At 67.0% G+C, this 26730-nt stretch carries 22 protein-coding genes; 9 read left to right on the top strand and 13 right to left on the bottom strand.

Annotation, left to right across the window (positions count from 1 at the left end; all coding sequences use genetic code 11):
* The first annotated feature begins 40 nt into the window (after positions 1–40).
* The gene (locus J3E61_RS24315) at positions 41–1729 is read left to right on the top strand and encodes a hypothetical protein (protein WP_210085270.1); all 1689 of its coding nucleotides are present in this window, start codon (positions 41–43) and stop codon (positions 1727–1729) included.
* Here J3E61_RS24315 and J3E61_RS24310 read toward each other — a convergent pair.
* The 3 genes from J3E61_RS24310 to nadA are packed head-to-tail and all read right to left on the bottom strand — an operon-like array spanning position 1726 to position 5152.
* Entirely contained in the window at positions 1726–2583 is an 858-nt protein-coding gene (locus J3E61_RS24310) for a carboxylating nicotinate-nucleotide diphosphorylase (RefSeq protein WP_192720558.1), read from the bottom strand. The genes J3E61_RS24315 and J3E61_RS24310 overlap by 4 nt on opposite strands.
* On the bottom strand, positions 2583–4130 hold the full coding sequence (locus J3E61_RS24305; protein WP_210085269.1) for an L-aspartate oxidase: 1548 nt from the start codon (positions 4128–4130) through the stop codon (positions 2583–2585). The genes J3E61_RS24310 and J3E61_RS24305 overlap by 1 nt, the downstream gene beginning before the upstream one ends.
* On the bottom strand, positions 4127–5152 hold the full coding sequence (gene nadA, locus J3E61_RS24300; protein WP_210085679.1) for a quinolinate synthase NadA: 1026 nt from the start codon (positions 5150–5152) through the stop codon (positions 4127–4129). Before nadA ends, J3E61_RS24305 begins: the two co-directional genes overlap by 4 nt.
* Positions 5153–5217: 65 nt before the next feature.
* On the opposite strand from nadA, the gene J3E61_RS24295 reads away from it, so the two are divergent.
* Positions 5218–5910, top strand: coding sequence for an NUDIX hydrolase (locus J3E61_RS24295; protein WP_210085268.1), 693 nt, complete (start codon positions 5218–5220; stop codon positions 5908–5910).
* Between the two features lie 43 nt (positions 5911–5953).
* Entirely contained in the window at positions 5954–7291 is a 1338-nt protein-coding gene (locus J3E61_RS24290) for a lipase (protein WP_210085267.1), read from the top strand.
* Here J3E61_RS24290 and J3E61_RS24285 read toward each other — a convergent pair.
* From J3E61_RS24285 to bioB, 3 genes are read right to left on the bottom strand one after another with little or no spacing between them, the layout of a single operon-like run.
* Positions 7257–7889, bottom strand: a complete 633-nt coding sequence (locus J3E61_RS24285; RefSeq protein WP_210085678.1) for a DUF2567 domain-containing protein — start codon at positions 7887–7889, stop codon at positions 7257–7259. The two genes, J3E61_RS24290 and J3E61_RS24285, sit on opposite strands and share 35 nt — an antisense overlap.
* Before the next feature lie 19 nt (positions 7890–7908).
* Positions 7909–8109, bottom strand: a complete 201-nt coding sequence (locus J3E61_RS24280; RefSeq protein WP_192720562.1) for a hypothetical protein — start codon at positions 8107–8109, stop codon at positions 7909–7911.
* Positions 8109–9104, bottom strand: a complete 996-nt coding sequence (gene bioB / locus J3E61_RS24275) for a biotin synthase BioB (RefSeq protein WP_210085266.1) — start codon at positions 9102–9104, stop codon at positions 8109–8111. The genes J3E61_RS24280 and bioB overlap by 1 nt, the downstream gene beginning before the upstream one ends.
* A gap of 74 nt (positions 9105–9178) precedes the next feature.
* Here bioB and J3E61_RS24270 point away from each other — a divergent pair, with 74 nt between their 5' ends.
* Positions 9179–9757 carry a TetR/AcrR family transcriptional regulator C-terminal domain-containing protein gene (locus J3E61_RS24270; RefSeq protein ID WP_210085265.1) on the top strand — a complete coding sequence of 193 codons (579 nt, stop codon included), beginning with the start codon at positions 9179–9181 and terminating at the stop codon, positions 9755–9757.
* Here J3E61_RS24270 and J3E61_RS24265 read toward each other — a convergent pair.
* Positions 9740–12598 carry an AAA family ATPase gene (locus tag J3E61_RS24265; RefSeq protein WP_210085264.1) on the bottom strand — a complete coding sequence of 953 codons (2859 nt, stop codon included), beginning with the start codon at positions 12596–12598 and terminating at the stop codon, positions 9740–9742. The two genes, J3E61_RS24270 and J3E61_RS24265, sit on opposite strands and share 18 nt — an antisense overlap.
* Here J3E61_RS24265 and J3E61_RS24260 point away from each other — a divergent pair.
* The gene (locus tag J3E61_RS24260; protein WP_192720566.1) at positions 12570–12905 is read left to right on the top strand and encodes an MmcQ/YjbR family DNA-binding protein; all 336 of its coding nucleotides are present in this window, start codon (positions 12570–12572) and stop codon (positions 12903–12905) included. The two genes, J3E61_RS24265 and J3E61_RS24260, sit on opposite strands and share 29 nt — an antisense overlap.
* Here J3E61_RS24260 and J3E61_RS24255 read toward each other — a convergent pair.
* The 4 genes from J3E61_RS24255 to J3E61_RS24240 are packed head-to-tail and all read right to left on the bottom strand — an operon-like array spanning position 12895 to position 16564.
* Positions 12895–13407: a 2'-5' RNA ligase family protein gene (locus tag J3E61_RS24255; RefSeq protein ID WP_210085263.1), complete on the bottom strand. Its 513-nt coding sequence runs from the start codon at positions 13405–13407 to the stop codon at positions 12895–12897. The genes J3E61_RS24260 and J3E61_RS24255 overlap by 11 nt on opposite strands.
* Positions 13407–14078 (bottom strand): ATP-dependent dethiobiotin synthetase BioD, encoded by a 672-nt coding sequence (gene bioD, locus J3E61_RS24250; RefSeq protein WP_210085262.1) that lies wholly within the window; start codon positions 14076–14078, stop codon positions 13407–13409. Before bioD ends, J3E61_RS24255 begins: the two co-directional genes overlap by 1 nt.
* Positions 14075–15220 carry an 8-amino-7-oxononanoate synthase gene (locus tag J3E61_RS24245; RefSeq protein ID WP_210085261.1) on the bottom strand — a complete coding sequence of 382 codons (1146 nt, stop codon included), beginning with the start codon at positions 15218–15220 and terminating at the stop codon, positions 14075–14077. The genes bioD and J3E61_RS24245 overlap by 4 nt, the downstream gene beginning before the upstream one ends.
* Before the next feature lie 54 nt (positions 15221–15274).
* On the bottom strand, positions 15275–16564 hold the full coding sequence (locus J3E61_RS24240; protein ID WP_210085260.1) for an adenosylmethionine--8-amino-7-oxononanoate transaminase: 1290 nt from the start codon (positions 16562–16564) through the stop codon (positions 15275–15277).
* 93 nt (positions 16565–16657) lie between these two features.
* Here J3E61_RS24240 and J3E61_RS24235 point away from each other — a divergent pair, with 93 nt between their 5' ends.
* Genes J3E61_RS24235 through treZ form a run of 4 tightly spaced genes read left to right on the top strand, consistent with a single transcriptional unit; the run spans position 16658 to position 24927 of the window.
* Positions 16658–18835 carry an acyltransferase gene (locus J3E61_RS24235; RefSeq protein WP_210085259.1) on the top strand — a complete coding sequence of 726 codons (2178 nt, stop codon included), beginning with the start codon at positions 16658–16660 and terminating at the stop codon, positions 18833–18835.
* Positions 18835–20982 carry a glycogen debranching protein GlgX gene (gene glgX, locus J3E61_RS24230; RefSeq protein WP_210085258.1) on the top strand — a complete coding sequence of 716 codons (2148 nt, stop codon included), beginning with the start codon at positions 18835–18837 and terminating at the stop codon, positions 20980–20982. The genes J3E61_RS24235 and glgX overlap by 1 nt, the downstream gene beginning before the upstream one ends.
* A gap of 5 nt (positions 20983–20987) precedes the next feature.
* Positions 20988–23192 carry a malto-oligosyltrehalose synthase gene (treY, locus tag J3E61_RS24225; RefSeq protein ID WP_210085257.1) on the top strand — a complete coding sequence of 735 codons (2205 nt, stop codon included), beginning with the start codon at positions 20988–20990 and terminating at the stop codon, positions 23190–23192.
* Positions 23185–24927, top strand: a complete 1743-nt coding sequence (treZ, locus tag J3E61_RS24220; RefSeq protein ID WP_210085256.1) for a malto-oligosyltrehalose trehalohydrolase — start codon at positions 23185–23187, stop codon at positions 24925–24927. The genes treY and treZ overlap by 8 nt, the downstream gene beginning before the upstream one ends.
* Here the strand turns inward: treZ and ilvA are convergent.
* Positions 24901–26190: a threonine ammonia-lyase IlvA gene (gene ilvA, locus J3E61_RS24215; RefSeq protein ID WP_192720575.1), complete on the bottom strand. Its 1290-nt coding sequence runs from the start codon at positions 26188–26190 to the stop codon at positions 24901–24903. The two genes, treZ and ilvA, sit on opposite strands and share 27 nt — an antisense overlap.
* A 29-nt stretch (positions 26191–26219) precedes the next feature.
* Complete coding sequence (locus J3E61_RS24210) at positions 26220–26657, bottom strand: nitroreductase family deazaflavin-dependent oxidoreductase (RefSeq protein WP_192720576.1); 438 nt, start codon at positions 26655–26657, stop codon at positions 26220–26222.
* Positions 26658–26730 lie beyond the last annotated feature (73 nt).

Raw genomic sequence — 26730 nt, 5'->3', positions numbered from 1 at the left:
TCATCCGCACGAGGGGCCCTTTAGGGGAAAGGAATCGGCAATGACGATTGCCAGCAAAACAACGGTGTTCACCGCGGCAGTTGCGGTAGGTGTTCTCGCAGCCGGCAGTTCCGCCTATTCGACGGGGCAAACGCCAATTCCGTCGACATCGGCAAAGCAGGTGACAATTCCCGCCGGCCCGAACCTCGCAGCTCTGGTTACGCCCAACACCCTGTTCGGAGGGGTCAGCGGTCTGTCGACCGGCAGCAGTCCGGCCGCAGGTGGCGGTGCGGCATCCATCGTGACGGCGGTGGTCGGTGGCACTGGCTCCGCTGCGCCGACTGGCCAGACCGCGGCGTCGCAATCGAGCCCCAACCTCTTCGCTCCGACGATCTTCGCGCGCTCGGCCGCGGCGCCGACCGGCGGCGGTCCCGCCGCCACCACCAGTGGTGCGACCACATTCGCAGCGGCGCGAACGGCCAGCACCGCCGCCTCGACGCTCGCTGGACCGGCAGCGTCGCCCACCCTCGTGCCCGCCTCGGCGCTCAACTCGGTCGCCGGTCTGATCGGTGGGATCGTCGGCATATTCATCAGCAACGGCACCGAGGAGCACCCGAACGCCGGGCTTTTGATCGGAAACGGCTGGGATGCGACGAATGGCCAGAACGGCGGCAACGGCGGTCTGCTATTGGGCAGCGGCGGCGACGGCGGCAACGGAACACTGTCGGATCCCGACGGCGGTAACGGGGGACACGCGGGTCTGATCGGCAACGGCGGCGCGGGCGGCAACGGCTTCGTTCAGATCGGCGTCGGCGTCACGGGCGGCAAGGGCGGCAACGGCGGCAACGGCGGCGTGCTGGTCGGCAGCGGAGGCGCAGGCGGAACCGGTGGCGGCGTGCTGGGCAGTGGCACTGGCGGGGCAGGCGGCGACGGCGGCAACTCCGGCAATGTGTTCGGCAACGCAGGCGACGGTGGCGCGGGCGGCGCCGTGCTCACCGTCGCGGGCAGCGCAACCGGCGGCGCAGGAGGCAATGGCGGTCACACGTCGGTACTCGGCACCGGCGGCAACGGTGGCGCAGGCGGCGCCGCCACGAACGTCGGAGGTGCGGCAACCGGCGGCGCAGGAGGCAACGGCGGTGACGGCGGAATCGTCACCGGCAACAGCGGTTCCGGCGGCAGCGGCGGTACCGCCACCACCACCGCGGGCACCGCCACCGGCGGCGCTGGCGGCGATGGCGGCAACACCGGCGGCTTCAGCAACGCGGGCGACGGCGGCAGCGGCGGTGGCGCCACCACGACCGTCGGCAACGCGAATGCCGGTGACGGCGGTAACGGCGGACATGCCACCGGCACGGGCGCCGGTGGCAGCGGCGGCTCGGGCGGTGACGCGAAGAGCGGTCTCGGCAATGCCAACGGCGGTGACGGCGGCGACGCCGGCCAGGGCGGCGGCCTCTATGGCCCGGGCGGCACCGGCGGCAAGGGTGGCAGCGGGACGACCGGCCTCGGCACCGGCACGGGCGGCACCGGGGGCACCGGCGGAGCCAGCGGGCCGACATGGCGCGGCGGCGACGGCGGAGACGGCGGCAACGGAACGTCCAAGTCGGGCACCGGTCTCGGTGGTAACGGCGGCGACGGCGGCCATGGCGGCCTCGGCGCGCCCGGTGGAGCAGGCGGCAAGGGCGGAGCCGGAACGGGCACCAGTAAGGCCAGCGGCAACGGCGCCGACGGCCACGACGGCGCTGACGGCTAGAGGTCCAGGCCGATATCCAATACGCGTACGGAGTGGGTGAGGGCGCCGACGGATAGGTAGTCGACGCCCGTCCCCGCGTACTCCGCGGCAGACTCCAACGACAGCCCGCCCGACGACTCGAGCTTCGTTGCGGGGGAACGGGAGTCGCGGCGCTGCACCGCGATCTGCGTCTGCCACACCGGAAAGTTGTCCAACAGGATCAACTCGACATCTTCAGCGAGCACCTCGTCGAGTTGCTCGAGCGAGTCGACCTCGACCTCGTACTCCAGCTCCGGTGCGGCGGCCCGGACCGCGCGCAGGGCGGCCACCACCGAACCGGCAGCGGCGACGTGGTTGTCCTTGATCAGCGCGGCGTCGCCAAGACCCATCCGGTGGTTGACTCCCCCGCCGACGCGTACCGCGTACTTCTGCAGCGCGCGAAGCCCTGGCAGCGTCTTGCGGGTGTCGCGGATCTTCGCCTTGGTGCCGTCGACCGCATCCACCCACGCCGCGGTCGACGTCGCGATGCCCGACAGGTGACACACCAGGTTGAGCATCGTGCGCTCCGCCGTGAGCAGCCCTTGTGTCGGCGCCTCCACAACGAGCAGCACCCCACCGGCGCCCAGACGTGCACCGTCTTCGACCCGCTCCTTGACGCGGTAGCCGTCGGGTCCGATCACTTCGTCGAGCACCAGCAGCGCGATGTCGACGCCGGCGATCACACCAGGCTCACGGGTGGCCATCGACGCGGTTGTCGTCGCATCGCCGGGCACGGTCGCCAGCGTGGTGACATCGGGGCCATAACGCAGGTCTTCTTCAAGGCCGCGGGCGATCACCCTTCGAGCTTCGGTCAGCTCGTCAGCACTGAGCTCCATCAGCAGGCCACCGCCGGAACCAAGCTGTGAGCCAATGCCGGGTCGGTGTTCGGATAATCCGAACGGTGATGGCAGCCACGGGATTCGGTGCGAGACAACGCGGCTGCCGCCACGGCGCCCGCGGTCGTGGTCAGTGCGACATCCTCGAAGTCGCTGCGGGACTTGAGAACACGCGATGTCGCGGTGTCGAGTTCTTTCGCGAGCCGTTCCAGGCCGTCACCGTCGCGCACCACCGAGGCGTACCGGGACATCGCCCGCTGCAGATCCGCCCGCGGTAGGGCACGTCGTTGTGAGAGGTCGGGCAACGTCGCGCGGCTCGGTCCGGCGGCCACGGCATGCTCGGCCGCGGCCCTGCCCGCTCGACGACCGACGACCAAGCCCTCGAGAAGGCTGTTGGACGCCAATCGGTTTGCGCCATGCAACCCCGTGCGCGCCACCTCCCCGGCGGCGAACAGGCCCGCCAGTGCCGTGCGGCCATCCACGTCGGTGACGACACCACCGCAGCTGTAATGCGCGCCAGGCACGACCGGAATCGGCTGGCGCGTCGGATCGATTCCCGCTGCCAGGCAGGCCGCCGTCACGGTGGGGAACCGCCGCTGAAAACCCTCGATGGCACGCGCGTCGAGATACACGCACGGATCGCCGGTTTCCACCATCCGCGCGTCGATGGCCGCCGCCACCACGTCCCGCGGCGCCAGGTCGCCCATGGGATGCACTCCTGCGGTCACCGAATTGCCCTGTCGGTCAATGAGTATCGCACCTTCACCGCGAACCGCCTCGGTGATCAGCGGGCGTCGTCCACCGGCATCGCCGTCAAACAGCATCGTTGGGTGGAACTGGATGAATTCCAAGTCGCTGACGGCCAGGCCGGCCCACATCGCCAGCGCAATGCCGTCCCCGGTCGAGCCCTCCGGGTTCGTGGTCGCGGTGTACAGATGTCCGAGCCCGCCGGTAGCCAGGATCACCGACGGCGCGTGCACGATGCCGAGTCCGTCGTCGTTGAGCACGAGCACACCCGTGATCGCTCCGTCGGCCTGAAGCAGCTCCAGCGCAACGTGATTGCGCCGAATATCCAACAGGGCCGCGGCATGATCGAGTGCCCGCTGCACCTCCGCTCCCGTCGCGTCACCGCCGGCGTGAATGATCCGACGCCGAGAATGTCCGCCTTCGCGGGTGAGCGCCCACTGCCCTGGCGCCGCTTCGTCGAACCGCGCGCCGTCGTCGACGAGCGCGGCGACCGCGCGGTAGCCGTCGGCCACTATCGAACGCACCGCAGCCGGGTCACACAGCCCGGCACCAGCCGCCAGCGTGTCGGCGATGTGCTGGTCGATCGAGTCACCGTCTTCGCGTAGCGCGTCCGGCAGCACGACGGCGATGCCGCCCTGCGCGTAGAACGTCGCGGTCTCACTGGCCTTGCTCAGCACCACCACTTTTTGTCCGCTGCGATGCGCGGCCAGCGCGGCGACCAGGCCGGCCACTCCTGTGCCGATGACGACGACGTCGGCACGCTGCTGCCAGTAACCCCGACCCCCGCAGGCGGCGATCATTCGCCGCCGCCGGGTGTCCCGATCTCGATCATCCGCTGCACGCTGGCACGGGCCAGCCGGGCGGTCTCGGGATCGACGTCGACCTCGTCGCGGCCTTCCACCAGACAGCGCAGCAGCGCGGCGGGGGTGATCATCTTCATGTACTTGCACGACGCCCGGTCATTGACGGCGCGGAAGTCGACTTCCGGTGCGGCGCGCCGTAATTGGTGCAGCATGCCGACCTCGGTGGCGACCAGCACCTGACGGGCATGAGTCTCGCGCGCCGCGTCCAGCATGCCGCCGGTGGACAGGATCTTGACCCGGTCCTCCGGGAAGGCGCCTTCGCCTGCCAGGTACAGAGCCGATGTGGCGCAACCACATTCGGGGTGCACATAGAGCTCCGCGTCGGGGTGAGTGCGGGCCTGGTCGGCGAGTTCGTCACCGTTGATCCCTGCGTGCACATGGCACTCGCCCGCCCACACGTGCAGGTTCTTGCGGCCCGTGACCCGCCGCACGTGGGCGCCGAGGAACTGGTCGGGGCAGAACAGGACCTCGCGGTCGTCGGGGATAGACGCGACGACCTCGACCGCGTTCGAGGACGTGCAGCAGATGTCGGTCTCGGCCTTAACTGCCGCGGTGGTGTTCACGTAGGAGACGACGACGGCGCCGGGATGCTCGGCTTTCCATGCCCGCAACTCGTCGGCGGTGATCGAGTCGGCCAGCGAGCAGCCCGCACGCTGATCCGGGATCAGGACGGTCTTGTCGGGGCTGAGGATCTTGGCCGTCTCGGCCATGAAGTGCACACCGCAGAACACGATCGTGTTCTCGGGCACATCGGCCGCAATCCGCGACAGCGCCAGCGAGTCACCGACGTGGTCGGCGACGTCCTGAATGGCCGGCAATTGGTAGTTATGGGCCAATAGCGTGGCGCCGCGCAAGTCGGCCAGACGCCGTACCTCGGCAGCCCATTCCTCGTCGCCGTCGACACCGGAATATCCGGTCGGACCAGCAACAATTCGGTCCGCAAGATCGTTAGCAGGCATGCGGTCAAGAACCGTCACTGCCGCCTCCTTAACTCCAACCAGGTTTTCGACTTATAATCGAAAACATGTCCCATATTAGCACCGCCCACGAGGTGCTCGCAGTCGTGTTCCAGGTTCGCGATGTCGGCTCCGGGAAACCCGCACTTCACGTGCTGTTGTGGCAACGTGCACTCGAGCCCGAAGTCGGAAAGTGGTCACTGCCCGGGGGCCGGCTCGGCGTGGACGAGGATCTGACCAGCTCGGTCCGGCGGCAGCTCGCCGAGAAGGTGGACCTGCGTGAACTTGCTCACCTCGAGCAATTGGCTGTGTTTTCCGACCCCAACCGCGTGCCCGGCGCCCGCACCATCGCTTCGACGTTCCTCGGGCTGGTGCCCTCCCCCGCGACGCCAGAGTTGCCACCGGACACGCGCTGGCACCCTGTCAGCGATCTGCCGCAGATGGCGTTCGACCACGGCCCGATGGTGGAACACGCCCGCACCCGGTTGGTCGCCAAGCTGTCGTATACCAACATCGGATTCGCTTTGGCGCCAAAAGAATTCGCATTGTCGGCGCTTCGCGACATCTACAGCGAGGCGCTGGGCTATCAAGTCGACGCCACAAATCTTCAGCGCGTGCTGGAGCGTCGCAACGTCATCACCCGCACCGGCACCACGGCGCGTTCTGGGCGCAGCGGGGGCCGTCCTGCCGCGCTGTATCGCTTCACCGACTCGCGCTACCGGGTTACCGACGAATTCGCGGCACTACGCCCGCCCGGGTGAGTCGGCTGGCTTCTTAATGCCTTCTTAAGGTAAGAATGACCGGATGGACCTGGGCAGCGCGGCGCGGTATACCGGCGCCGAATGGATCGGCCAGCCGCAACACGAGGACGTGGAGCGCAAGGCCCGGCCCGTCATTCCAGCTAAAGACCCCTTCTACGAGCCGCCGCCCGGCTTTGAGCACGCCCGTCCCGGCACGGTGCTGCGCTCCCGTGACGTTGAGCTGGCGTTTATGGGCCTGGTCCCGCAGAAGTTCACCGCCACCCAGCTGCTGTACCGCACCACGGATCTCAACGACCTGCCGCAGGCCACGGCCACGACGGTGATCGTGCCGGCCGAGCGTGCTGCCAAGGGCCCGATTCCGCTGGTGTCTTACCAGGTCGCGATCGACGCGGTAGCCAGCCGCTGCTTCCCCTCGTACGCGTTGCGGCGCGGCGCCAAGGCGGTCGGAGCGCTGGCACAAGTCGAGTTCTTGCTCGTGGCCGCCGCGCTCGCCGAGGGGTGGGCCGTGTCGGTGCCCGATCACGAGGGCACCAAGGGCATGTGGGGCGCGCCGTATGAACCCGGCTACCACGTCCTCGACGGCGTGCGCGCCGCACTGCAGTACGAACGCCTCGGCCTGTCGACCGACGCGCCGGTGGGCCTCTGGGGCTACTCGGGCGGTGGCCTGGCGACTGCGTGGGCGGCCGAAGTCAGCGGTTCGTACGCGCCTGAACTCAACATCGTCGGCGCGGTGCTCGGCTCGCCTGTCGCCGACCTCGGCCATGCGTTCAGGCGCCTCAACGGCAGCTTCTACTCCGGGCTGCCCGGAATGGTCGTGGCCGCGCTGACGCACATCTATCCGGAGCTGGACAAGGTCATCCAGGAGCACGCCACCGAAGAGGGCAAGGCGATGCTGCTGCGGATCGAAAAGATGACGACCGCGCACGCGGTGCTCCGCTTCATCGGGATGGACATGGCCAAGCTGGTCGACCAGCCGCTCGAGCAGATCCTGCAGACGCCTGAGGTGCAGCATGTGTTCGACAGCATCAAGCTCGGCACCGCGGTGCCGACGCCTCCCGTGCTCATCGTGCAGGCCGTGCACGACCGGATCGTCTCGGTCGATGACATCGACGAGCTGACGCACACCTACCAGTCGGGCGGCGCATCGGTGACCTACCACCGCGACATGTTCAGCGAGCACATGCTGCTGCACCCGATGTCGGCGCCGATGACGTTGCGCTGGTTGACCGACCGCTTCAAGGGCAAGCCGCTCGACGAGCACCTGGTGCGGACGACGTGGCCGACCCTGCTGAACCCGATGACCTACGTCGGCATGGCCCGGCTGATCAAGATCGCAGCGAAGGTCGTCACTGGGCGGACGGTAGAGCGTTCTCCGTTGTGACCGGCGGGCCCATGACCGGTTCTGCTACGGGCGGCCACGCGCCAAGGTCGTCACGCTGCGTCGAAACCGCCATCAGCGCGTAGACGAAGGCCGCCACCGCAGCAGGAAACAGGATTGTGGTCGCGATCTGTAGCGGGCCCTGGCCGAAGAACACTGCGGGCGCCTCGATCACATAGTGCACGCGGTGCTCTGGCGAAACGGGCGCAGCTGCCATGTCGATTGCGCCGTAACGCCAATGCACCAACACGGCGCCGACGCCCGCCGCGGCAGCGCCTGCCGCAGCGGAACCGACGGACAGCGCAGCCGCCATCACAGGCCCCCGGTGCGCGCGCCATTTCCACACCAGGACCGCTGCGACGAACGCCAGCACTGACGCCATGCCGACCATCAGGAACGCCGCGGTGAAGAAGTTGTCGCTCTCGTTGCCGAGATAGCCCTTGACCCGGTTGCCGCTCTTGGTGAGCGCGACGACGGCGTGAATCGATGGCGCCAGCCAGGCCCACAGTGCCCCCACCAGAGCGCCGGCGAGGATCAGGCCGACGACCGTCGTAAGCGCCGCCCTGCGGCGTGAAAAGCGGGGCGGCTCAACGTAAGTCATCGTCTCCTCGCGCGAGCGCTCATCGGCGTTCATCTAGATCCTTGGAGTCCAGCTCGCCGTGGCGCGAGCACTTCGCCACCCAGCCGTCGGGGCGCACCTGCACCACCATGCGGCGGCCACACTCCGCGCAGAACCGGGGTGGCTCCAGGCCGAGTTGTGCGGCGGTCGGGACTGCCCCGCCGGCGGGCTCGCCAGTGTAGACGTTGAACTTGGCAGCCATTAGAGGCTGGCGTTGAGCGCCTTGATCGGCATCTGCAGATCGTCGAGCAGCTCCAGATCGGCCTCGGCCGGCCTGCCGAGTGTGGTCAGGTAGTTGCCGACGATGACGGCGTTGATGCCGCCGAGGATGCCCTTCTTGGCGCCGAGATCGCCGAGCGTTATCTCGCGGCCGCCCGCGAAGCGCAGCATCGTGCGCGGCAGCGCGAGGCGGAACGCGGCGACGGCCTTCAGCGCCTCGGATGCGGGCAACACCTCGAGGTCACCGAACGGCGTGCCGGGCCGGGGGTTGAGGAAGTTCAGCGGCACCTCGTGCGGATCCAGCTCCGCGAGGTTCGCCGCGAATTCGGCGCGCTGCTCAAGCGTTTCGCCCATGCCGAGGATGCCGCCGCAGCAGACCTCCATGCCCGCCTCGCGGACCATCTGCAGGGTGTCCCAACGCTCTTCCCACGTGTGGGTGGTGACGACGTTGGTGAAAAAGGACTGCGCGGTCTCGAGGTTGTGGTTGTAGCGGTGCACGCCCATCTCGGCGAGCCGCTCGACCTGCTCTTGGGTGAGCATGCCCAGCGAGCACGCGATCTGGATGTCGACCTCGTTGCGGATCGCCTCGATGCCCGCGGCGACCTGCGCCAGCAGTCGCTCGTCGGGTCCGCGCACGGCGGCGACGATGCAGAACTCGGTCGCGCCCGTCTTGGCCGTCTGCTTGGCAGCCTCAACCAGGCTCGGGATGTCCAGCCATGCGCTGCGCACGGGCGATGCGAACAGCCCTGACTGCGAACAGAAGTGGCAGTCCTCCGGGCAGCCGCCCGTTTTCAGGCTGATGATGCCCTCCACCTCGACGTCGGGTCCGCACCATTTCATCCGGACGTCGTGGCCCAGCTCCAGCAGCTCGTCGAGCCGGTCGTCGGGCAGTTGCAGCACCTGCAGCGTCTGGTCCTGGGTCAGGCCCTCGCCGCGTTCCAGTACCTGCTCGCGAGCCTCCGCCAGAATGTCGCTCACCCGTTGCCCTCCGTCGCGTCTTGAACACGTCGGCCGAGCCGACAATTGAACACTGTTCAGGTTAGGGTACCGGTGTGCAGCTCCACAAACGCGACGTGGTCGACGCAGCGACGACGCTGCTGGACTCCTACGGCATCGCCGACCTGACGATGCGGCGGCTGGGCCGCGAGCTCAATGTCTCGCCGGGTGCCCTGTACTGGCATTTCGCCAACAAGCAGGAACTTCTGGGCGCCGTAGCCGACCGCATCCTGGAGTCGGTCGACGACGTGGCAGGCGGCTGGAGCGACCGCGTCACAGGCATCTGCGGGCGGCTGCGCGATGCCCTTCTGTCGCACACCGATGGCGCCGAGCTGGTATCGGCGAGCTTCGCGGCAGGCCAGTCGCAGGCCATGGCGCGCGTGCTCGCACACCTGACCGCGGCTGCCGCAGACGCCGGCGTCGAACCCGCGCACGCCGAGCTGGCGGCTCGCACGGTCGTCTACTACGTGCTCGGCTTCACGGTCGACGAGCAGTCCCGTCTGCAGTGGGACGCCGCCGGCGCCGAGCTGCCGGACGAGCAGTCCGTGCTGACGGAGGATCCCAGCGCACGGTTCGCGTTCGGGCTCGCACTGCTGGTCGCCGGGATATCGGCGCGGTCAACGCAGATTGTCTGACACCCAGCGGCCGAGTTCCGCTCGCGAGTGGATGCCCAGCTTGCGATAGATCCTGACCAGGTTGGTGTCCACGGTCTTCGGGCTGATGAACAGCTCGGCTGCGATGGCGCGGTTCGTCATCCCCGAGGAAGCAAGTTCTGCGACTCTTCGCTCGGAGGGCGTGAGCACCACTTGACCCGCGTTGACCGTGACGCGGGCCAGGTCGGCGCGTGCACGCTTGGCCCACAGCGGAGTGTCCAACCGCTCGAACACCTCGAGTGCGCCACGCAATGTGATTGACGCCGTGCGCTTCTGGCGCTGCCTGCGTTGTAACTGCCCAAGCAGCAACTGAGTTCGGGCGCGTTCGAACGGCATTGGCACGCGGTCGTGCTGCAACATGGCATCTTGGGCGGCCCGCGCACCCGCGGCGAAATCACCGCTTGCGGCCAACAGCATTCCCCGGCACCGGCCCGCGACTGCAAGCATCCACGCGCGGTCGAGTCGTTTACCGTTGCGCTCGATGAAATCGGTCAGGCGCTCGGCTTCGTCCACCTGTTCGAGCGCGACCATGGCTTCCACCGCGTCGCCGACGCAGGACGCAACGATGATCTCGGAATAATCGGGGTCCTTGAGTAGCCCGTCGATAACCGGTTGCATCACATCGAGGGCCTTCTTGTAGTTGCCGAGCGATGTCTCCAAGAACCCAAGGTTCGCCACCATCCAGCCCGCGAGTTCCCTGCCCTCGCTGCGATCGGATGCGTCAAGCGCCACCCGAGCGTCGCGGCGCGCCTCGTCGACCCGTCCCGCGTAGGCGGCGAGCGAAGACTTGATTGCGACGATGCTGAAGAGGTGTACGTCGCCTTCGAGGTGTGCGGCCCGATCCATCGCCTCCTCCGCGATGCGATGGGCCTCGGCGAAGTCGCCGCTCCATATCTCGACCATCGCGCGGTGATACGAGATGAAGACCGATTCGCTCTCCTCGCCGTTGTCTATCCGTCGCTCATTTATGGCCCGAAGCTCAGTACGTGCAGTGTCCAGGTCACCGGTCCAGGCGCGCAGAATTGCGTTCTGCACCCGTGGCTGGAACGCCAACTGAGCCGGTGACAGGTCGTCTTCGAGCTCGAGGGCGCGCTGCATCCTCGCCTCGTCGACGCCGACGCCACACATGAACCTCAGCACGACTTGCAGCCCCAAAGCACGGCTGAGCAGCGTGGGCTGACCCAGCGCCTCGGCGCGCGTCACCGCCTCATCGATATATTTGGCGGACTCACGTTTGCGGCCGGTGTTCACCAGCACGTACGCGAGTGCCATCAGCATCTGAATCGACAGTGCCGCACTTCCGCTCGCCTCCGGCAGGAACCGTTCCAGCACGGTTGCCGCAGAGCCGAATCCGTCGGCATACATCACGATGGTCGCGAGCAGACTCGCCGCGGCCGCTCGGGCTTCGCCGGGTTCGAGCCGCTTGATCGCCGCATCGAGAAGTGAGCGAGCCCTCTCTGCATTTCCGCTCTCGAAATGATATGTAGCAGAGCGAATTTGGCGGTCCGGATCGGCCCCGCCGAGATTGAGCGCAAGGTCGAGCAATTCCGCCGCCGCGGCGGGCGCCCCTCGGCTGCGCGCCATCTGCGCGGCCTCGTCGAGCGCCCTCACCGTCGTGTCGTCGGCACTTGTGGCGCCGCGGGCAAGATGGCGCGCCCGCAGCTCCGGCTGATCAACCACGGATGCGATGGCCCGGTGCATCGCGCGGCGGTCGGCAGGCGCCACGTTGACGTAGACACCGTGCGCCAGCAGCGGATGGGTGAACGCGACACTGCTTCCATCGATGCGCACGATCCCATCGGTTTCGGCTGGCTCGAGGAGCGCCGCCACCTCGCTCACGGTGGTGTCCATGGCTCGCGCGATGACGTCCGTCGAGGGTGTCGCCAGACAAGCCACACTCAACAGCGCGCGCCGAGTCTGGGGCTCCAGCCGACTGATTCGCGCATCGACCAACTCCGAAAGCGTGTCCGGCAGAGATACTTCACCTTCGGGCGTCGTGACGTGAAGACCACGACCCAACTCGAGGGCGTAGAACGGGTTTCCCCCTGATATCTCGTGAATCCGCCTGACAGCCGATCGGCTGAGCGGCCTTTCGAGCCGCGATGAAAGAAGGTCAGAGAGCTCACCGATGGTGAATGGCGCCAAGGTGATTCGCCGCACAGCCTCCGGACCGCCGATCCGCAACCACGACGCCGCCGCGCTCATGCCAGTGTGCGTACGACGAGTCGCGAGCACGCCGATGCGCCCGGCGAAGCGGCGAGCGGCGAAACCCAGCGCGAAGACCGAAGACGGATCAAGCCACTGCACGTCGTCGATGGCCAACAGGACGGGGGTCTCGGCGGCCAACGCTTCGACGACTGCCAGAACCGCGGCGGCAACTGCGCGGGGTTCGGTGAAGGTATCGGTCTCGTCGGCCCGCAACAGCACCTGGTCGACGGCCCGCAGCTGTGGCGGTGGCAGACGTTGGAGTAGCCGGGCCTCGATACCGCCGAGCAGATCGGCCAGCGCACCGTAGGCGACGACGGCTTCGTCCTGCGCGGGCCGTGTCGTCAGTACTCGCATCCGACGCCGCCGGCCCTCGTCGACCGCGCGCAACCACACGGTGGTCTTGCCTATGCCTGCCGGGCCTTCCAGAAGAAGGGCCGACGGCTGTCGAGTAGCCGCTAGTAGGAAATCGGCAACAGCCCGTTCTTCGTCAGGTCGACTAACAATCCCCGACACGTACAGCAGAATCTCAGGTTTTGCTGTATTTGTCAGCGCAACGAGTCGGTGGCCTCGACTAGCGTCCTGCAGTGTGATCACCGTTGACGATGTCCGACGCATCACCGCGACATTGCCGCGGGCCTACGAGGTCGTCGTCCGCGATCAGATCAAGTTCCGCGTCGGGCAGATCGTCTTCGTGGCCTTCTCGCGCGACGAGACGGTGATGGGTGTCGGCTTTCCGAAAGAGGAGCGCGAGGCGATGATCGCCGCGGAGCCCGACAAGTTCATGCTGCCCCGCAAGTCGGACATGCGATACAACTGGATTCACGTCCGGCTCGACGCGATCGACCTCGACGAGGTTCGCGAGCTGGTGCTCGACGCATGGCGGATGTGCGTGCCGAAAAAGGTTGCCGCTCTTATCGATTGATCGGATACTCGCGCTTCGCGTTGCCGTCCCAGCGGCGCACCCCGATCGCGCGACCGACGATTTCTGACGGCCTGCCCGCGATCCGAAGTGCACGTCCGAGCTGATCGCCGTGCAGCCGCCTGGCCATCGTCACGTGGCCGGTCCACTGACCGGGCAGTGTGTTTGCCATCGGGCCCGGCTGCTGATGCGGCGCACACAGCCGATGAACCTCGGCGTGCACGTCCAGCAGTTCGGCTGTCGGCACCACCAGTCGCGTCAGGATCAGCTGGGACCGGCCGAAAAGCAGCGGTGCCCCGATCCGGCAGTCCAGCGGGAACCACCCCGCCAGCGGCGCCAACAGTTCGTCCACCGCGGGATCGATCCGCTCGGCGACCGTCAGCGTCGAGTGCGGTCTGCTTGCCGGCGCCTGGCTCGGAATTCCGGCCTCCCGCAATCCGTCCCAGATGTGCCGGATCGCTTCCTCGGTCTCGCGGTCGAAGACCAACTCGACGGAGTGGACCATCAGCCGGCCAGACTCCTGACCCACTGCGCGTCGAAGGCCGCCGCGCTCATCGACTCGAACTCCGCTGCGCCAAGAGCTCCCGCCCCGGCGGGCAGCACCGCCCGTACCTCGCCCAACCGCGCCAATGCGTCGCGATTGCCGACTGCCGCCACGTCAGGGTCGCGCGGCCACGCCCCGATCACCAAGCCGGCACACGGAATGTCATGGGCGGCAAGCGCTTCCAGCGTCAGCGCGGTGTGGTTCAGGGTGCCGAGGCCCGGCGAGACAACGATAAGAACGGGCGCACCGAGGTCGCGCGCGATGTCGCGTAGGGTCACGCCACCGTCGCCCAACTCGACCAACAGTCCACCGGCACCCTCGACCAGGGTCAGCTTCGCATCGACCGCGGTGACCGAACCCACCAACTCCTCGCGTGTCGGCAACGCCATGCCTGCGCGCTCCGCGGCCGCGGCCGGTGCCAGCGGTTCCGGGTAGCGCCAGGTGCCGAAGAGTGCATTGACCCCCGCCAACCGCGCAACGTCGGCGAGGTCGTCGTCGCGAGGACTGCCTGTCTGCACCGGCTTACACACCGCGACGTCGATGCCTGCCAACCGCGCGCCGCACGCAAGCGCCGCCGTGGCCACGGTCTTGCCGACGCCGGTATCGGTGCCGGTGACGACGACGATGCTCACGTTCGGGCTGACAGCACTTCGGTGAGAACCTCTCGCGCCAAAGCCATTTCGTCGTCCGACAGCGACGCCCGCGCCGTCAGCCGCAACCTCGAGGTGCCGGCAGGCACGGTCGGCGGGCGGAAGCAGCCAACCCGCACACCGCGGTCAAGGCATGCCGCTGCGGCGGCGAACGCCACCTCCGGTTCGCCGAGGATGACCGACACCACGGCCGAATCCGGAACCTCGGAAACGCCGCACATCGCCGCCAGCGCCGCCGCGTGGTCCAACACGGCCTGCGCCCGCCACGGCTCGGCGGTCAACACTTTCAGAGCGGCCGATGCCGCGCCGACCGCTGCAGGGGCAACGCCGGTGTCGAAGATGAACGGCCGCGCCGCATCGATCAGGTGCGCCCGCACCGCGGCGGGGCCGAGTACGACGCCGCCCTGGCTGCCGAGCGCCTTCGACAGCGTCGTCGTCATCACCACGTCGGGCGCACCGGCGAGGCCGACCTCGTGCAGCAGCCCGCGCCCGCCGTCGCCCCGCACGCCAAGGCCGTGAGCTTCGTCGACGACCAGCAGCGCGCCATGCCTGCGGCAGACCTCGTGCAACGCACGCAATGGCGCCATGACCCCGTCGGCCGAGAACACCGAGTCGGTGACCACGACGGCACGTTCCTCGTCGCGTGCTGACAACGCCGCCTCGACGGCGGCCACATCGCGGTGCGGGGTCACCACGACGCGGGCGCGCGACAGCCGACAGGCGTCAACCAGAGACGCATGGGTCAGCGCGTCGGAGACCAGCAGCGAGCCCGCCCCAGACAGCGACACCACCGCCCCGAGGTTGGCGGTGTAGCCCGACGAGAAGACCAGCGCGGACTCTGCGCCGACGAAGTCGGCGAGCGCGGTTTCGAAGTTTTCGTGCAGTTCGGTGTTGCCGGTGACCAGCCGTGATCCGGTTGCACCGGCACCCCAGGTGCGCAGCGCCTCGACGCCGCCGTCGATCACCTCGGGGTGCTGCGACAGGCCCAGGTAGTCGTTGGACGCCAGGTCCAGTTCGGCGCCGACGGGCGGGCGGGTGCGCAGGGCGCGACGCAGTCCGGCCGCGCGGCGCTGCTGCTCGACCTCGTCGAGCCAGGCCAGCGGGGAAAGACCGACACGGGTCACTGGAGCACCTTCTAAAGACTTGAACACGTCGGCGAGCCGACAATTGAACGGTGTTCAGGTTAGCGCACGCGCGACCCCGACCATCGCCGAGGTGATCTGCTCGATCTCGCCGTCGGTGCAGATGTAGGGCGGCATCACGTAGATCAGGTTGCGAAACGGGCGCAGCCAGACGCCGCGTTCCAGCGCGGCAGGTGTCGCGACCCGCAGGTCGACCGGCCTCTCCATCTCGATGACCCCGATCGCGCCGAGCACCCGCACGTCGGCGACGCCCGGCAGGTCGGCAGCTTGCGCCAACCCGTCCTGCAGAGCCGCCGAGATCGCGGAAACCCTTGCGCGCCAATCCTGTTCGAGTAGCAGCTCGACCGCCACGACCCCGACTGCGCAAGCCAGCGGGTTGGCCATGAACGTCGGGCCGTGCATCAACGCACCCGGCTCGTGCGTGCTGATCGTCTGGGCGATTTCGCGGGTACACAACGTCGCGGCCAGCGTGATGTAGCCGCCGGTCATCGCCTTGCCCACACACATGATGTCCGGGCTGACGCGCGCGTGGTCGGCGGCGAACAACTCTCCGGTGCGGCCGAAGCCGGTGGCGATCTCGTCGAAGATGAGCAGGACACCGTGCCGGTCGCAGATCTCGCGCAGGTCGACGAGATAGCGCGGGTCGTGGAACCGCATGCCGCCCGCGCCCTGCACGACCGGTTCGACGATGACAGCGGCCAACTCGTCGGCGTGCTCGGACAACTGCTTTTCGAACGCCTCGCTGTACGCGGCGTCGTACTCGCCCGGCACCTGCGGCGCGAACTCCTGACGGGCCAGAATGTCCGTCCACAGTGAGTGCATGCCGCCATCGGGGTCACACACGCTCATCGGGGTGAACGTGTCGCCGTGGTAGCCGCCGCGCCACGTCATCAGCCGGCTCTTGTCCCGACGGCCGATGCTGCGCCAATACTGCAGCGCCATCTTGGCCGCGACCTCCACCGACACCGACCCCGAGTCGCTGAAGAACACGGTCTCCAGGCCGTCGGGGGTGATCTGCACCAGCAGTTGCGCGAGCCGTGCGGCGGGCTCGTGCGTGAGCCCGCCGAACATCACGTGGTTCATGGTCGCGAGCTGGTCGGTGATCGCCGCGTCCAGGACCGGATGGCCGTGCCCGTGGATGGCCGTCCACCACGACGCCATCGCGTCGAGGACCTCGATCTGTCGCCCACCGTCGACCAGCGTCAGCCAGGCGCCCTTCGCACCCACTGCCACCACCGGAGGCAGCGCTTCGGCCCCGATGGAGCTGTACGGGTGCCAAACATGCGCGGCGTCGATCGCGCTGATCTCCGCTGGGGTCAACGTCATCTGTAGAACGAGCCTGATCCTTTGCTCAGTGGCTGTGACGAATCGCCTGTCGCATGAGGCACCAGGCGATCTTCGGTAGATTAACCGTCGACCATGATGACCCTCGCCCCTCCCCGGCCGGCGGCCGTCACCGATCCGGTTTCCCCCTCACGCGCCACCACCGGCACTCGTGAGTCGGGTTTCTACCGACACGATCTCGACGGACTGCGCGGCATCGCGATCGCGCTCGTCGCGGTGTTCCACGTGTGGTTTGGCCGGGTGTCCGGTGGCGTCGACGTATTCCTGGCGCTGTCGGGCTTCTTCTTCGGCGGCCGACTGCTGCGCACGGCGCTGACGCCGGGCACGTCTCTATCGCCCGTTCCCGAGGTGACGCGACTTGTTCGCCGGCTGCTGCCCGCGCTTGTCGTCGTGCTCGCCGCGTCGGCGGTGCTGACGATCCTGATCCAGCCGGAGACGCGGTGGGAGACGTTTGCTGACCAGAGCTTGGCCAGCCTGGGCTACTTCCAGAACTGGGAGCTGGCGAACACCGCGGCGGACTACCTTCGCGCCGGTGAGGCGGTCAGTCCGCTGCAGCACATCTGGTCGATGTCGGTCCAAGGACAGTTCTATATCGCGTTTCTGGCGTTGATCTTCGGGTTCGCCTATCTGTTCCGCGGCCGCCTCGGAAAGTACATGCGGATTTCATTCGTGGTGCTGCTGAGCGCGCTGACCATCGCCTCGTTCGTCTACGCGATATTTGCTCACAACGCCGATCAGGCGACCGCCTACTACAACAGCTTCGCTCGGGGATGGGAGCTGCTACTCGGCGCATTGCTGGGCGCCGTGGTGCCCTACGTGCGCTGGCCGATGTGGCTGCGGACGACGATCGCGGTGGTCGCGCTGGCGGCGATCCTGTCGTGCGGCGCGCTGATCGACGGCGTCAAGGAGTTCCCTGGCCCCTGGGCGCTGGTGCCCGTCGGCGCGACGATGCTGTTCATCCTTTCGGCAGCCAACCGGCAGTCCGACGGCAAGACCGCAGGCCGCCTGCCCGCCCCCAACCGGTTCCTCGCGACCGCGCCATTCGTGACGCTCGGGTCGATGGCGTACTCCTTGTACCTGTGGCACTGGCCGCTGCTGATCTTCTGGCTGTCCTATACGGGCCGGCCGCGGGTCAACTTCATCGAAGGCGCGGCGGTGCTGCTGCTCTCCGGCGTGCTGGCATGGCTGACACTGCGGTATGTCGAGAACCCGCTGCGCTACCGCGCTTCGACGAAGGCACCCAAAACCACCCCCGTCGTCCCGCTGTGGACTCGGCTGCGTCGCCCGACGATCGCGCTGGGTTCCATCGTCGGCCTGCTGGGTGTCGCGTTGACGGCGACGGCGTTCGGGTGGCGCGAGCACGTCACGGTGCAGCGGGCAAACGGCAAGGAGCTCGCGACCCTTTCCATCCGCGACTACCCCGGAGCCACCGCCCTGCTCAACCACGCCAAGGTGCCCAAGCTGCCGATGCGCCCGACGGTGCTGGAAGCCAAGGACGATCTGCCTGAGACCACCACCGACGGTTGCATCAGCGATTTCGACAACAGCGACGTCATCGAATGCACCTTCGGCGACAAGGACGCGACGCGCACCATCGCGCTGGCAGGCAGTTCACATGCCGAACACTGGATAACCGCGCTCGACCTACTCGGGCAGCTGCACCACTTCAAGGTGGTGACGTACCTGAAGATGGGTTGCCCGTTGACCACCGAGCAGATGCCGTTGGTGATGGGTGACAACCGGCCGTACCCGGGATGCCGGGTGTGGAACAACCGCGTCATGCCGAAACTGATCGCCGATCATCCCGACTTCGTATTCACCACGTCCACCCGGCCGTGGAACATCAAGCCGGGCGATGTGATGCCGTCGCACTACATCGGCATCTGGCAAGCGTTGTCCGACAACAACATTCCGATTCTCGCGATGCGCGATACACCGTGGATGGTCCATGACGGCAAGCCGTTCTTCCCTGCCGACTGTCTGGCCAGCGGCGGCAACGCGATCTCCTGCGGCATCAAGCGATCCGACGTACTGTCGGAGCACAACCAGACGTTGGACTTCGTCGCGCAGTTTCCACTGCTGAAGCCGCTCGACATGAGTGATGCGGTGTGCCGCAAGGACGTCTGCCGGGCCGTGGAGGGGAATGTGTTGCTGTATCGCGACGCCCACCACATCTCGACGACCTACATGCGCACGATGGTCAACGAACTGGGCCGTCAGATGGGCCTGGCCACCGGCTGGTGGCGACCCTGATGTCATCGGCCGAGCGCGCATCCGTCCCCACCGTCTGGCCCGGTGAGGCCTATCCCCTCGGTGCCACGTACGACGGTGCGGGGACAAACTTTTCGCTGTTTTCCGAAGTGGCCGAGCGGGTGGAGTTGTGCCTGATCGCCAAGGACGGCACCGAGGAGCGCATCAACCTCGATGAGGTCGACGGGTATGTGTGGCATTGCTATCTGCCCACCGTCACTCCCGGCCAGCGCTACGGCTTCCGCGTGCACGGCCCGTGGGATCCCGCGGCCGGACACCGGTGCGATCCGAGCAAGCTGTTGCTCGACCCGTACGGCAAGTCGTTCCACGGTGACTTCGACTTCAGCCAGGCGTTGTTCTCCTACGACCTCAACGCCGAGGACCTGGCGTCGGGCGGCACTCCGCCGCAGGTCGACTCACTGGGCCACACCATGACCAGCGTGGTGATCAACCCGTTCTTCCAGTGGGCATCGGATCGCGCGCCGCGCACGCCGTACCACGAGACCATCATCTACGAAGCCCACGTCAAGGGGATGACGCAGACCCATCCCAGCATCCCCGAGGAATTGCGCGGCACCTATGCCGGGCTCGGCCATCCGGCGATCATCGACCATCTGAAGTCGCTGAACGTCACCGCGATCGAGCTGATGCCTGTGCACCAGTTCCTGCACGACCACCGGCTGCTCGAACTCGGTCTGCGAAACTACTGGGGCTACAACACATTCGGCTTCTTCGCGCCGCACTACCAATATGCCGCCAACCGGCATGCGGGCGGCGCGGTCGCGGAGTTCAAAACCATGGTGAGGTCATTTCACGAAGCCGGCATCGAGGTCATTCTCGATGTGGTTTACAACCACACCGCCGAAGGCAACCACCTCGGCCCCACCATCAACTTCCGCGGCATCGACAACGCCGCCTACTACCGCCTACAGGACGGTGACCTGAGGTTCTACAAGGACTTCACCGGCACCGGCAACAGCCTCAACCCGCGGCATCCGCACACGCTGCAGTTGATCATGGATTCGCTGCGGTACTGGGTGCTGGAGATGCACGTCGACGGGTTCCGCTTCGACCTGGCCGCGGCACTGGCCCGCGAGTTCTATGACGTGGACCGGTTGAGCGCGTTCTTCGATCTGGTGCAGCAGGACCCCGTCGTCAGCCAGGTCAAGTTGATCGCCGAACCGTGGGACGTCGGCGAGGGCGGCTATCAAGTCGGCAATTTTCCAGGTTTGTGGACCGAATGGAACGGGAAGTATCGCGACACTGTGCGCGATTACTGGCGGGGCGAGCCCGCGACCCTCGGCGAGTTCGCCTCGCGGCTGACCGGATCCTCGGACCTCTACGAGGCCACCGGCCGGCGGCCCGGTGCGAGCATCAACTTCGTCACCTGTCACGACGGCTTCCCGCTGGCCGATCTCGTGTCGTACAACGAGAAACACAACGAGGCCAACGGCGAGGACAACCGCGACGGAGAAAGCCACAACCGGTCGTGGAACTGCGGCGTCGAAGGCCCGACCGACGATCCGGACATCCTTTCGCTGCGCGCCAAGCAGATGCGCAACATCATGGGCACGTTGATGGTTTCTCAGGGCACTCCGATGATTTCGCACGGCGACGAGATCGGACGCACCCAGCAAGGCAACAACAACGTGTATTGCCAGGACTCCGAGTTGTCCTGGATGGACTGGTCGTTGTGTGAGAAGAACGCCGATCTGCTCGAGTTCACCCGCCGGGTCACCAAGCTGCGGCGCGATCATCCCGTGTTCCGCAGGCGCCGCTTCTTCGAAGGCGCGCCGATCGCGCGCGGCGATCAGGTTCGTGACCTTGCCTGGCTGACGCCGGCCGGCAAGGAGATGACACAGCAGGACTGGGACTCCGGCTTCAAGTGCGTCGCGGTGTTCCTAAACGGCGATGCGATCCCGACTCCCAACGCACGCGGCGAACGCGTGGTCGACGATTCGTTCCTGTTGTGCTTCAACGCCAATGACAAGGCACAGGATTTCGTCACCCCCAAGGGCAACTACGCCAAGGAATGGACCGCCACGTTGGACACCGCCGAAGCGACCGGGTCCACCGACCTGGTCGTGACTGCAGGCAAGAAGATCTCGCTGCAGGCGCGGTCGTTGCTGGTGCTGCGTAAGACTGCTTGACACACATGGCTTTCCCAGTGCTGTCGACCTACCGACTGCAGATGCGCGGTGACTGCTTCACCTTCGACGACGCCATCGCAATCCTGGACTACCTCGACGAACTCGGCGTGTCGCACCTGTATCTGTCGCCGATCCTGACCGCGGCCGAGGGCTCCACCCACGGCTACGACGTCACCGATCCCACCACCGTCTCCCCCGCGCTCGGCGGCGCCGAGGGATTAGCGCGACTCTCCGCCGCTGCGCGGCAACGGAATATCGGCCTCGTTGTCGATATCGTGCCGAATCACGTGGGCGTCGACGACCCCAATCAGAACCGTTGGTGGCTCGACGTGTTGACAAAGGGCCGCACATCGCCGTACGCCTCGTACTTCGACATCGACTGGGACCTCGATCCGGACGGCCGGGTCGTCCTGCCGGTGTTGGGGTCCGACGACGATCCGGCGCCGCCGAACTATCCCGCCGACCAGACGCACTACCGGCCGATCGGATGGCGCAACGGCATCTGCGGGTATCGGCGGTTCTTCTCCATCACGTCGCTGGCTGGATTGCGCCAGGAAGACCGCGCGGTGTTCGACGCCACGCACGTGGAGGTCAAGCGGTGGTTCACCGAGGGCCTCGTCGACGGCATTCGGATCGACCATCCGGACGGATTATCCAACCCCGCAGGCTATCTGGGGTGGCTGCGCGAACTCGTCGGGCCCGACGCCTGGATCGTGATCGAGAAGATTCTCGCCGTCGGCGAACCGTTGGAGCCGACGCTGCCCGTCGCGGGCACCACCGGCTACGACGCGCTGCGCGAAATCGGCGGACTGTTTCTCGATCCCGCAGGCGCAGGCCCGCTCACCGCGTTGTTCGACTCGACTGGCAACACCTACGCCGAGATGCCGCAGTTGGCTCGACGGCTGAAAGCGCAGGCCGTCACCGACACGCTCGCAAGCGAACTCGCCCGGTTGCATCGCACCATCGCCTCCGCGACCGGTATCGACCACCCCGACGTGCCCCGCGCCGTAGCGGAATTGATCAGCCGGGTGCCCGTCTACCGCTCCGACTACCGGTCGTTGTCCCTGGTGCTGCCGGAGGCATTGGCCGAAACCGCCACGGCGCTACCGGAATTGACGCAACCGCTGAGCATCGTGGCCTCGGCGCTGTCGACCAGTGCCGAAGCGGCGGTCCGGTTGCAGCAACTGTGCGGCGCAGCGACCGCCAAGTCGATGGAAGACTGCCTGTTTTATCGGGATGCCCGCTTGGTGTCGCTGAACGAGGTCGGTGGAGAGCCGGAACGGTTCGGTGTCAGCGTCGCGGAGTTTCACGAGCGCGCCGCGGTAAGGGCCAGGCTGTGGCCGCAGGCGATGGTGGCGTTGACCACCCACGACACCAAGCGCGGTGAGGATGTGCGGGCCCGGATCGGGGTGCTCTCGCAGGTGCCGTCGTTGTGGGCGGAGTTGGTCGGCAAGTGGGTCCTCGCGGCGCCGCCGCCTGATCCCGCGACTGGACTGTTCTTGTTGCAGAACCTGTTCGGCGTGTGGCCGACCGACGGTCAGGTGACCGATGAGCTCCGCACCCGGGTGCACGCGTACGCCGAGAAAGCCGTCAGAGAAGCCGCGGTGCACACCACATGGAATGATCCGGACACCGCGTTCGAATCCGATCTGCACGCGTGGCTGGATGCGGTGATGGACGGTCCGGTCGGGGCAGGACTCACCTCTCTGATCGCCCGACTCGACGAACACGTGCGCAACGACAGCCTCGGCCAGAAACTGGTGGCGTTGACAGCCCCAGGGGTGCCCGACGTGTATCAGGGCACCGAACTGTGGGAAGACAGCCTTGTCGATCCGGACAACCGGCGACCCGTGGACTACCCGACGCGGCGGCAGGCGTCACAGCATCCGAAGATGAACATCACGAGGTCGGCGCTGCGACTGCGCCGCGACCGCCCCGACACATTCACCAACGGCGACTACACGCCGCTGCTGGCAGAAGGCGCGGGCGCCGAGCATCTGGTCGCTTTCCTGCGAGGAGACGACGTGGTGACCGCCGTCACCCGGCATTCGGTTCGCCTTGCTGAAACCGGTTGGGGCGATACGACATTGACGTTGCCCGCAGGCACCTGGACGGACCGCATCGGCGGGGGCCGATTCAGCGGAAAGGTCTCGGCCTCCGATCTGTTCGCCGGGTCCGCCGTCGCGCTGCTGGAGCGGGCCGATGACTGACTTCGCGGTGTGGGCGCCGCGGCCGCACCAGGTGCGCCTCGACGTGGACGGCACCCTGTATCCGATGGCGCGGTCCGACGACGGCTGGTGGCGGGCATCAGTCGACGCCCGACCCGATGCGCGGTACGGCTTCGTCCTCGACGACGATCCGAAGGTGCTACCGGATCCTCGCTCCGCCCGTCAGCCCGACGGCGTGCACGAACGCTCGCAGTTGTGGCAGCCCGCCGCGGACGCGTGGTCAGACGGTGGCTGGCAGGGCCTGTCGATCGAAGGCCGCGTCATCTACGAGTTGCACGTCGGCACCTTCACGCCGGCAGGCACATTCGACTCGGCGATCGAAAAACTGGACTATCTGGTCGATCTGGGCGTCGATTTCGTCGAGCTGATGCCGGTCAACGCGTTCGGCGGGACACACGGCTGGGGTTACGACGGCGTGCTCTGGTATGCGGTACACGAGCCGTATGGCGGGCCCGACGGGCTCGTGCGGCTGATCAATGCCTGCCATCAGCGTGGGCTCGGGGTGCTGATCGACGCGGTGTTCAATCACCTTGGCCCGTCAGGCAATTACCTGCCGCAGTTCGGGCCGTACCTGTCGTCGGGCAGCAACCCGTGGGGCGAGTCGATCAACATCTCCGATGCGGACGCCGACGAGGTGCGTCGCTACATCATCGACTGTGCGCTGCGATGGATGCGTGAGTTCCACGCCGACGGCCTTCGACTCGACGCCGTGCACGCGCTTGTCGACACCACCGCCATCCACATTCTCGAAGAGCTGGCCGGCGAAACCGACGCCCTGGCACAGGAGTTGGGCCGCCCCCTTTCGCTGATCGCGGAGAGCGACCTCAACGACCCCAGGCTGATCACTCCCCGCGACCGCGGCGGATACGGAATGACCGCGCAGTGGGACGACGACATCCACCACGCCGTCCACGCGGCGGTGTCGGGCGAGCAGCAGGGCTACTACTCGGATTTCGGTTCGATGGAGGCGTTGGCGCAGACGTTGACGCACGGCTACTTCCACGCGGGGACGTACTCGTCGTTTCGGCATCGTCGCCACGGACGTCCGCTCGACACGACCAGCATCCCTGCGACACGGCTGCTGGCGTACACGCTGACGCACGACCAGGTCGGCAACCGCGCGGTCGGTGACCGGCCCTCGCAGAATCTGAGCTTTGGTCAACTGGCCGTCAAGGCGGCACTCGCACTTGGATCACCGTATACCGCAATGCTTTTCATGGGTGAGGAATGGGGCTCGTCATCGCCGTTCCAGTTCTTCAGCTCGCATCCGGAGCCGGAGTTGGCGAGGGCGACCGCCGAGGGACGCAAGCGTGAGTTCGCCGAGCACGGCTGGGACGCCGACGCGATTCCGGATCCCCAGGACCCCGCGACCTTCCAACGGTCCAAGTTGAACTGGGCCGAGATCGACGAGGGCGAGCATGGCAGGCTGCGGCGGTTCTATCGGCAGCTGATCGCGTTGCGGCACAACGAACCTGACTTGGCCGATCCTTGGCTGGACCACATGCGCGTCGACTATGACGAAGCCGACCGGTGGGTGGTCATGCACCGAGGATCGTTGGCGATCGCGTGCAACCTTGGCACCGATGCCGTCGAGGTCCCGGCCACCGGCGAGGTCGTGTTGGCCTGGGGCGAGCCCGAAGTCAGGGACGGCTCAACGGTATTGGCGCCACACTCAGTCGCGGTGTTGCGATCAGAGCAGGTAGCGGTACGCGGGTGAGCCCGGCTCCAGTGTCTCGACGTGGATGTCGGAGGCCTTGATCCGGTCAAGCAGGCCTTCGAAATCGGCGGCCGAACTCAGTTCGATGCCGACGAGCGCCTCACCCGTTTCGCGGTTGTTGCGCTTGACGTATTCGAACAGGGTGATGTCGTCGTTCGGGCCGAGCACGTCGTCGAGGAACCGCCGCAGCGCACCGGGTTCCTGTGGGAAGTCGACGAGGAAGTAATGCTTGAGCCCGAGGTGCACCAACGAGCGTTCGAGCACTTCGTTGTACCGCGACACGTCGTTGTTGCCGCCCGAAATCAGGCACACCACAGTCGATCCCGGCTCGATGTCGGCCTCCATCACTGCCGCCACCGACAGCGCGCCTGCGGGCTCGGCGATGATGCCCTCGTTCTGATAGAGGTCGAGCATCGCGGTGCACACCGCGCCCTCGTCGACCGTGGTGATCGACACCATGTCACCTGCCGCGGAGAGCGCCGCGTAAGGCAGCGAGCCCGCGCGCGCCACCGCAGCGCCGTCGACGAACTGGTCGACGTGCTCCAGCGTGACGGGTTCGCCATTGGCTAGCGCGGCGACCATTGCGGCGGCGCCTGCCGGTTCGACGCCCAACACCGAGGTATTGGCCGTGCGTTCGGCCAGATAGGTGGTGACGCCGCTGATGCAGCCACCACCACCGACGGGCACGATCACCAGGTCGGGCTCGCCGTCGAGTTGATCGAGTATCTCGACGGCGATGGTGCCCTGGCCGGCCATCGTGCGCAGATCGTCGTACGGCGGCACCAGCGTGGCACCCGTGCGGGCGACGTCATCGAGTGCGGCGGCTGCCGCGACGTCGTAGGTCTTGCCGCCCACGATCAGTTCGATGAACTCGCGGCCGTGATAGCGGATGCGGTCGCGCTTCTGCTTCGGCGTCTTGGCCGGCACGTACACCCGGCCGTGCACGCCCATCGAGCGGCACGCCATCGCGAAGCCCTGCGCATGGTTGCCCGCCGACGAGCAGACCACGCCCGCGGCCTTCTCGTCCTCGGACAGCTGCATCAGCAGGTTGTGCGCGCCGCGCAGCTTGTACGAGCGGACCGCCTGCAGATCCTCGCGCTTGAGGTAGACGGTCGCGCCCGTGGCCTCCGACAACCGCTCGCTGTACTGCAGCGGGCTGCGCAGCACCACGCCGGAAATTCGCTGAGCAGCCTCGTCGATATCTGCGGCGGACAGCGGCGCAGACATTCCAGTACGACGGCTCTGGCTCAGTTCAGCGGACACCGAACAATAGTGCCACCAACCAGCGGTTTTCAGTTAATCGGGGTCAGCACGAAGACAGGAATCTGCCGGTCCGTCTTGGTCTGGTACTCCGCGTAGTCCGGCCAGGCCTCGACCGCACGCTCCCACCAGACGGCCTTCTCGTCACCCGTGACCTCGCGCGCCTCGTATTCCTTGGTGACGTCGCCGTCCTGCAACTCGACCCGCGGGTGGGCCTTGATGTTGTAGTACCAGACCGGATTCTTCGGCGCCCCGCCGAGAGACGCGACGACCGCGTACTGGCCGTCGTGCTCGACCCGCATCAGCGGCGTCTTCCGCACCTTGCCGGTCTTGGCGCCGATCGTGGTCAGCAGGATGATCGGCTTGCCCTTCATCTCGCTGCCGTCGGTGGTGCCGGTCTCGAGGATCCTGTCGGCGTCCTTGCGGACCCAGTCCCACGGGCTTGCTTCGTACTCTCCGGAAAGTGGCATCGCACCAGCGTAGACCCGCTACCGAAGTGCCCATTCAGGCCGGTGTTTCGGTTGACCGAAAACTCGCTTACGA

It is taken from the genome of Mycobacterium sp. OAE908, from assembly GCF_017872775.1.
Taxonomy (GTDB): domain Bacteria; phylum Actinomycetota; class Actinomycetes; order Mycobacteriales; family Mycobacteriaceae; genus Mycobacterium.
This window is presented reverse-complemented; position numbering and strand designations above follow the sequence as displayed.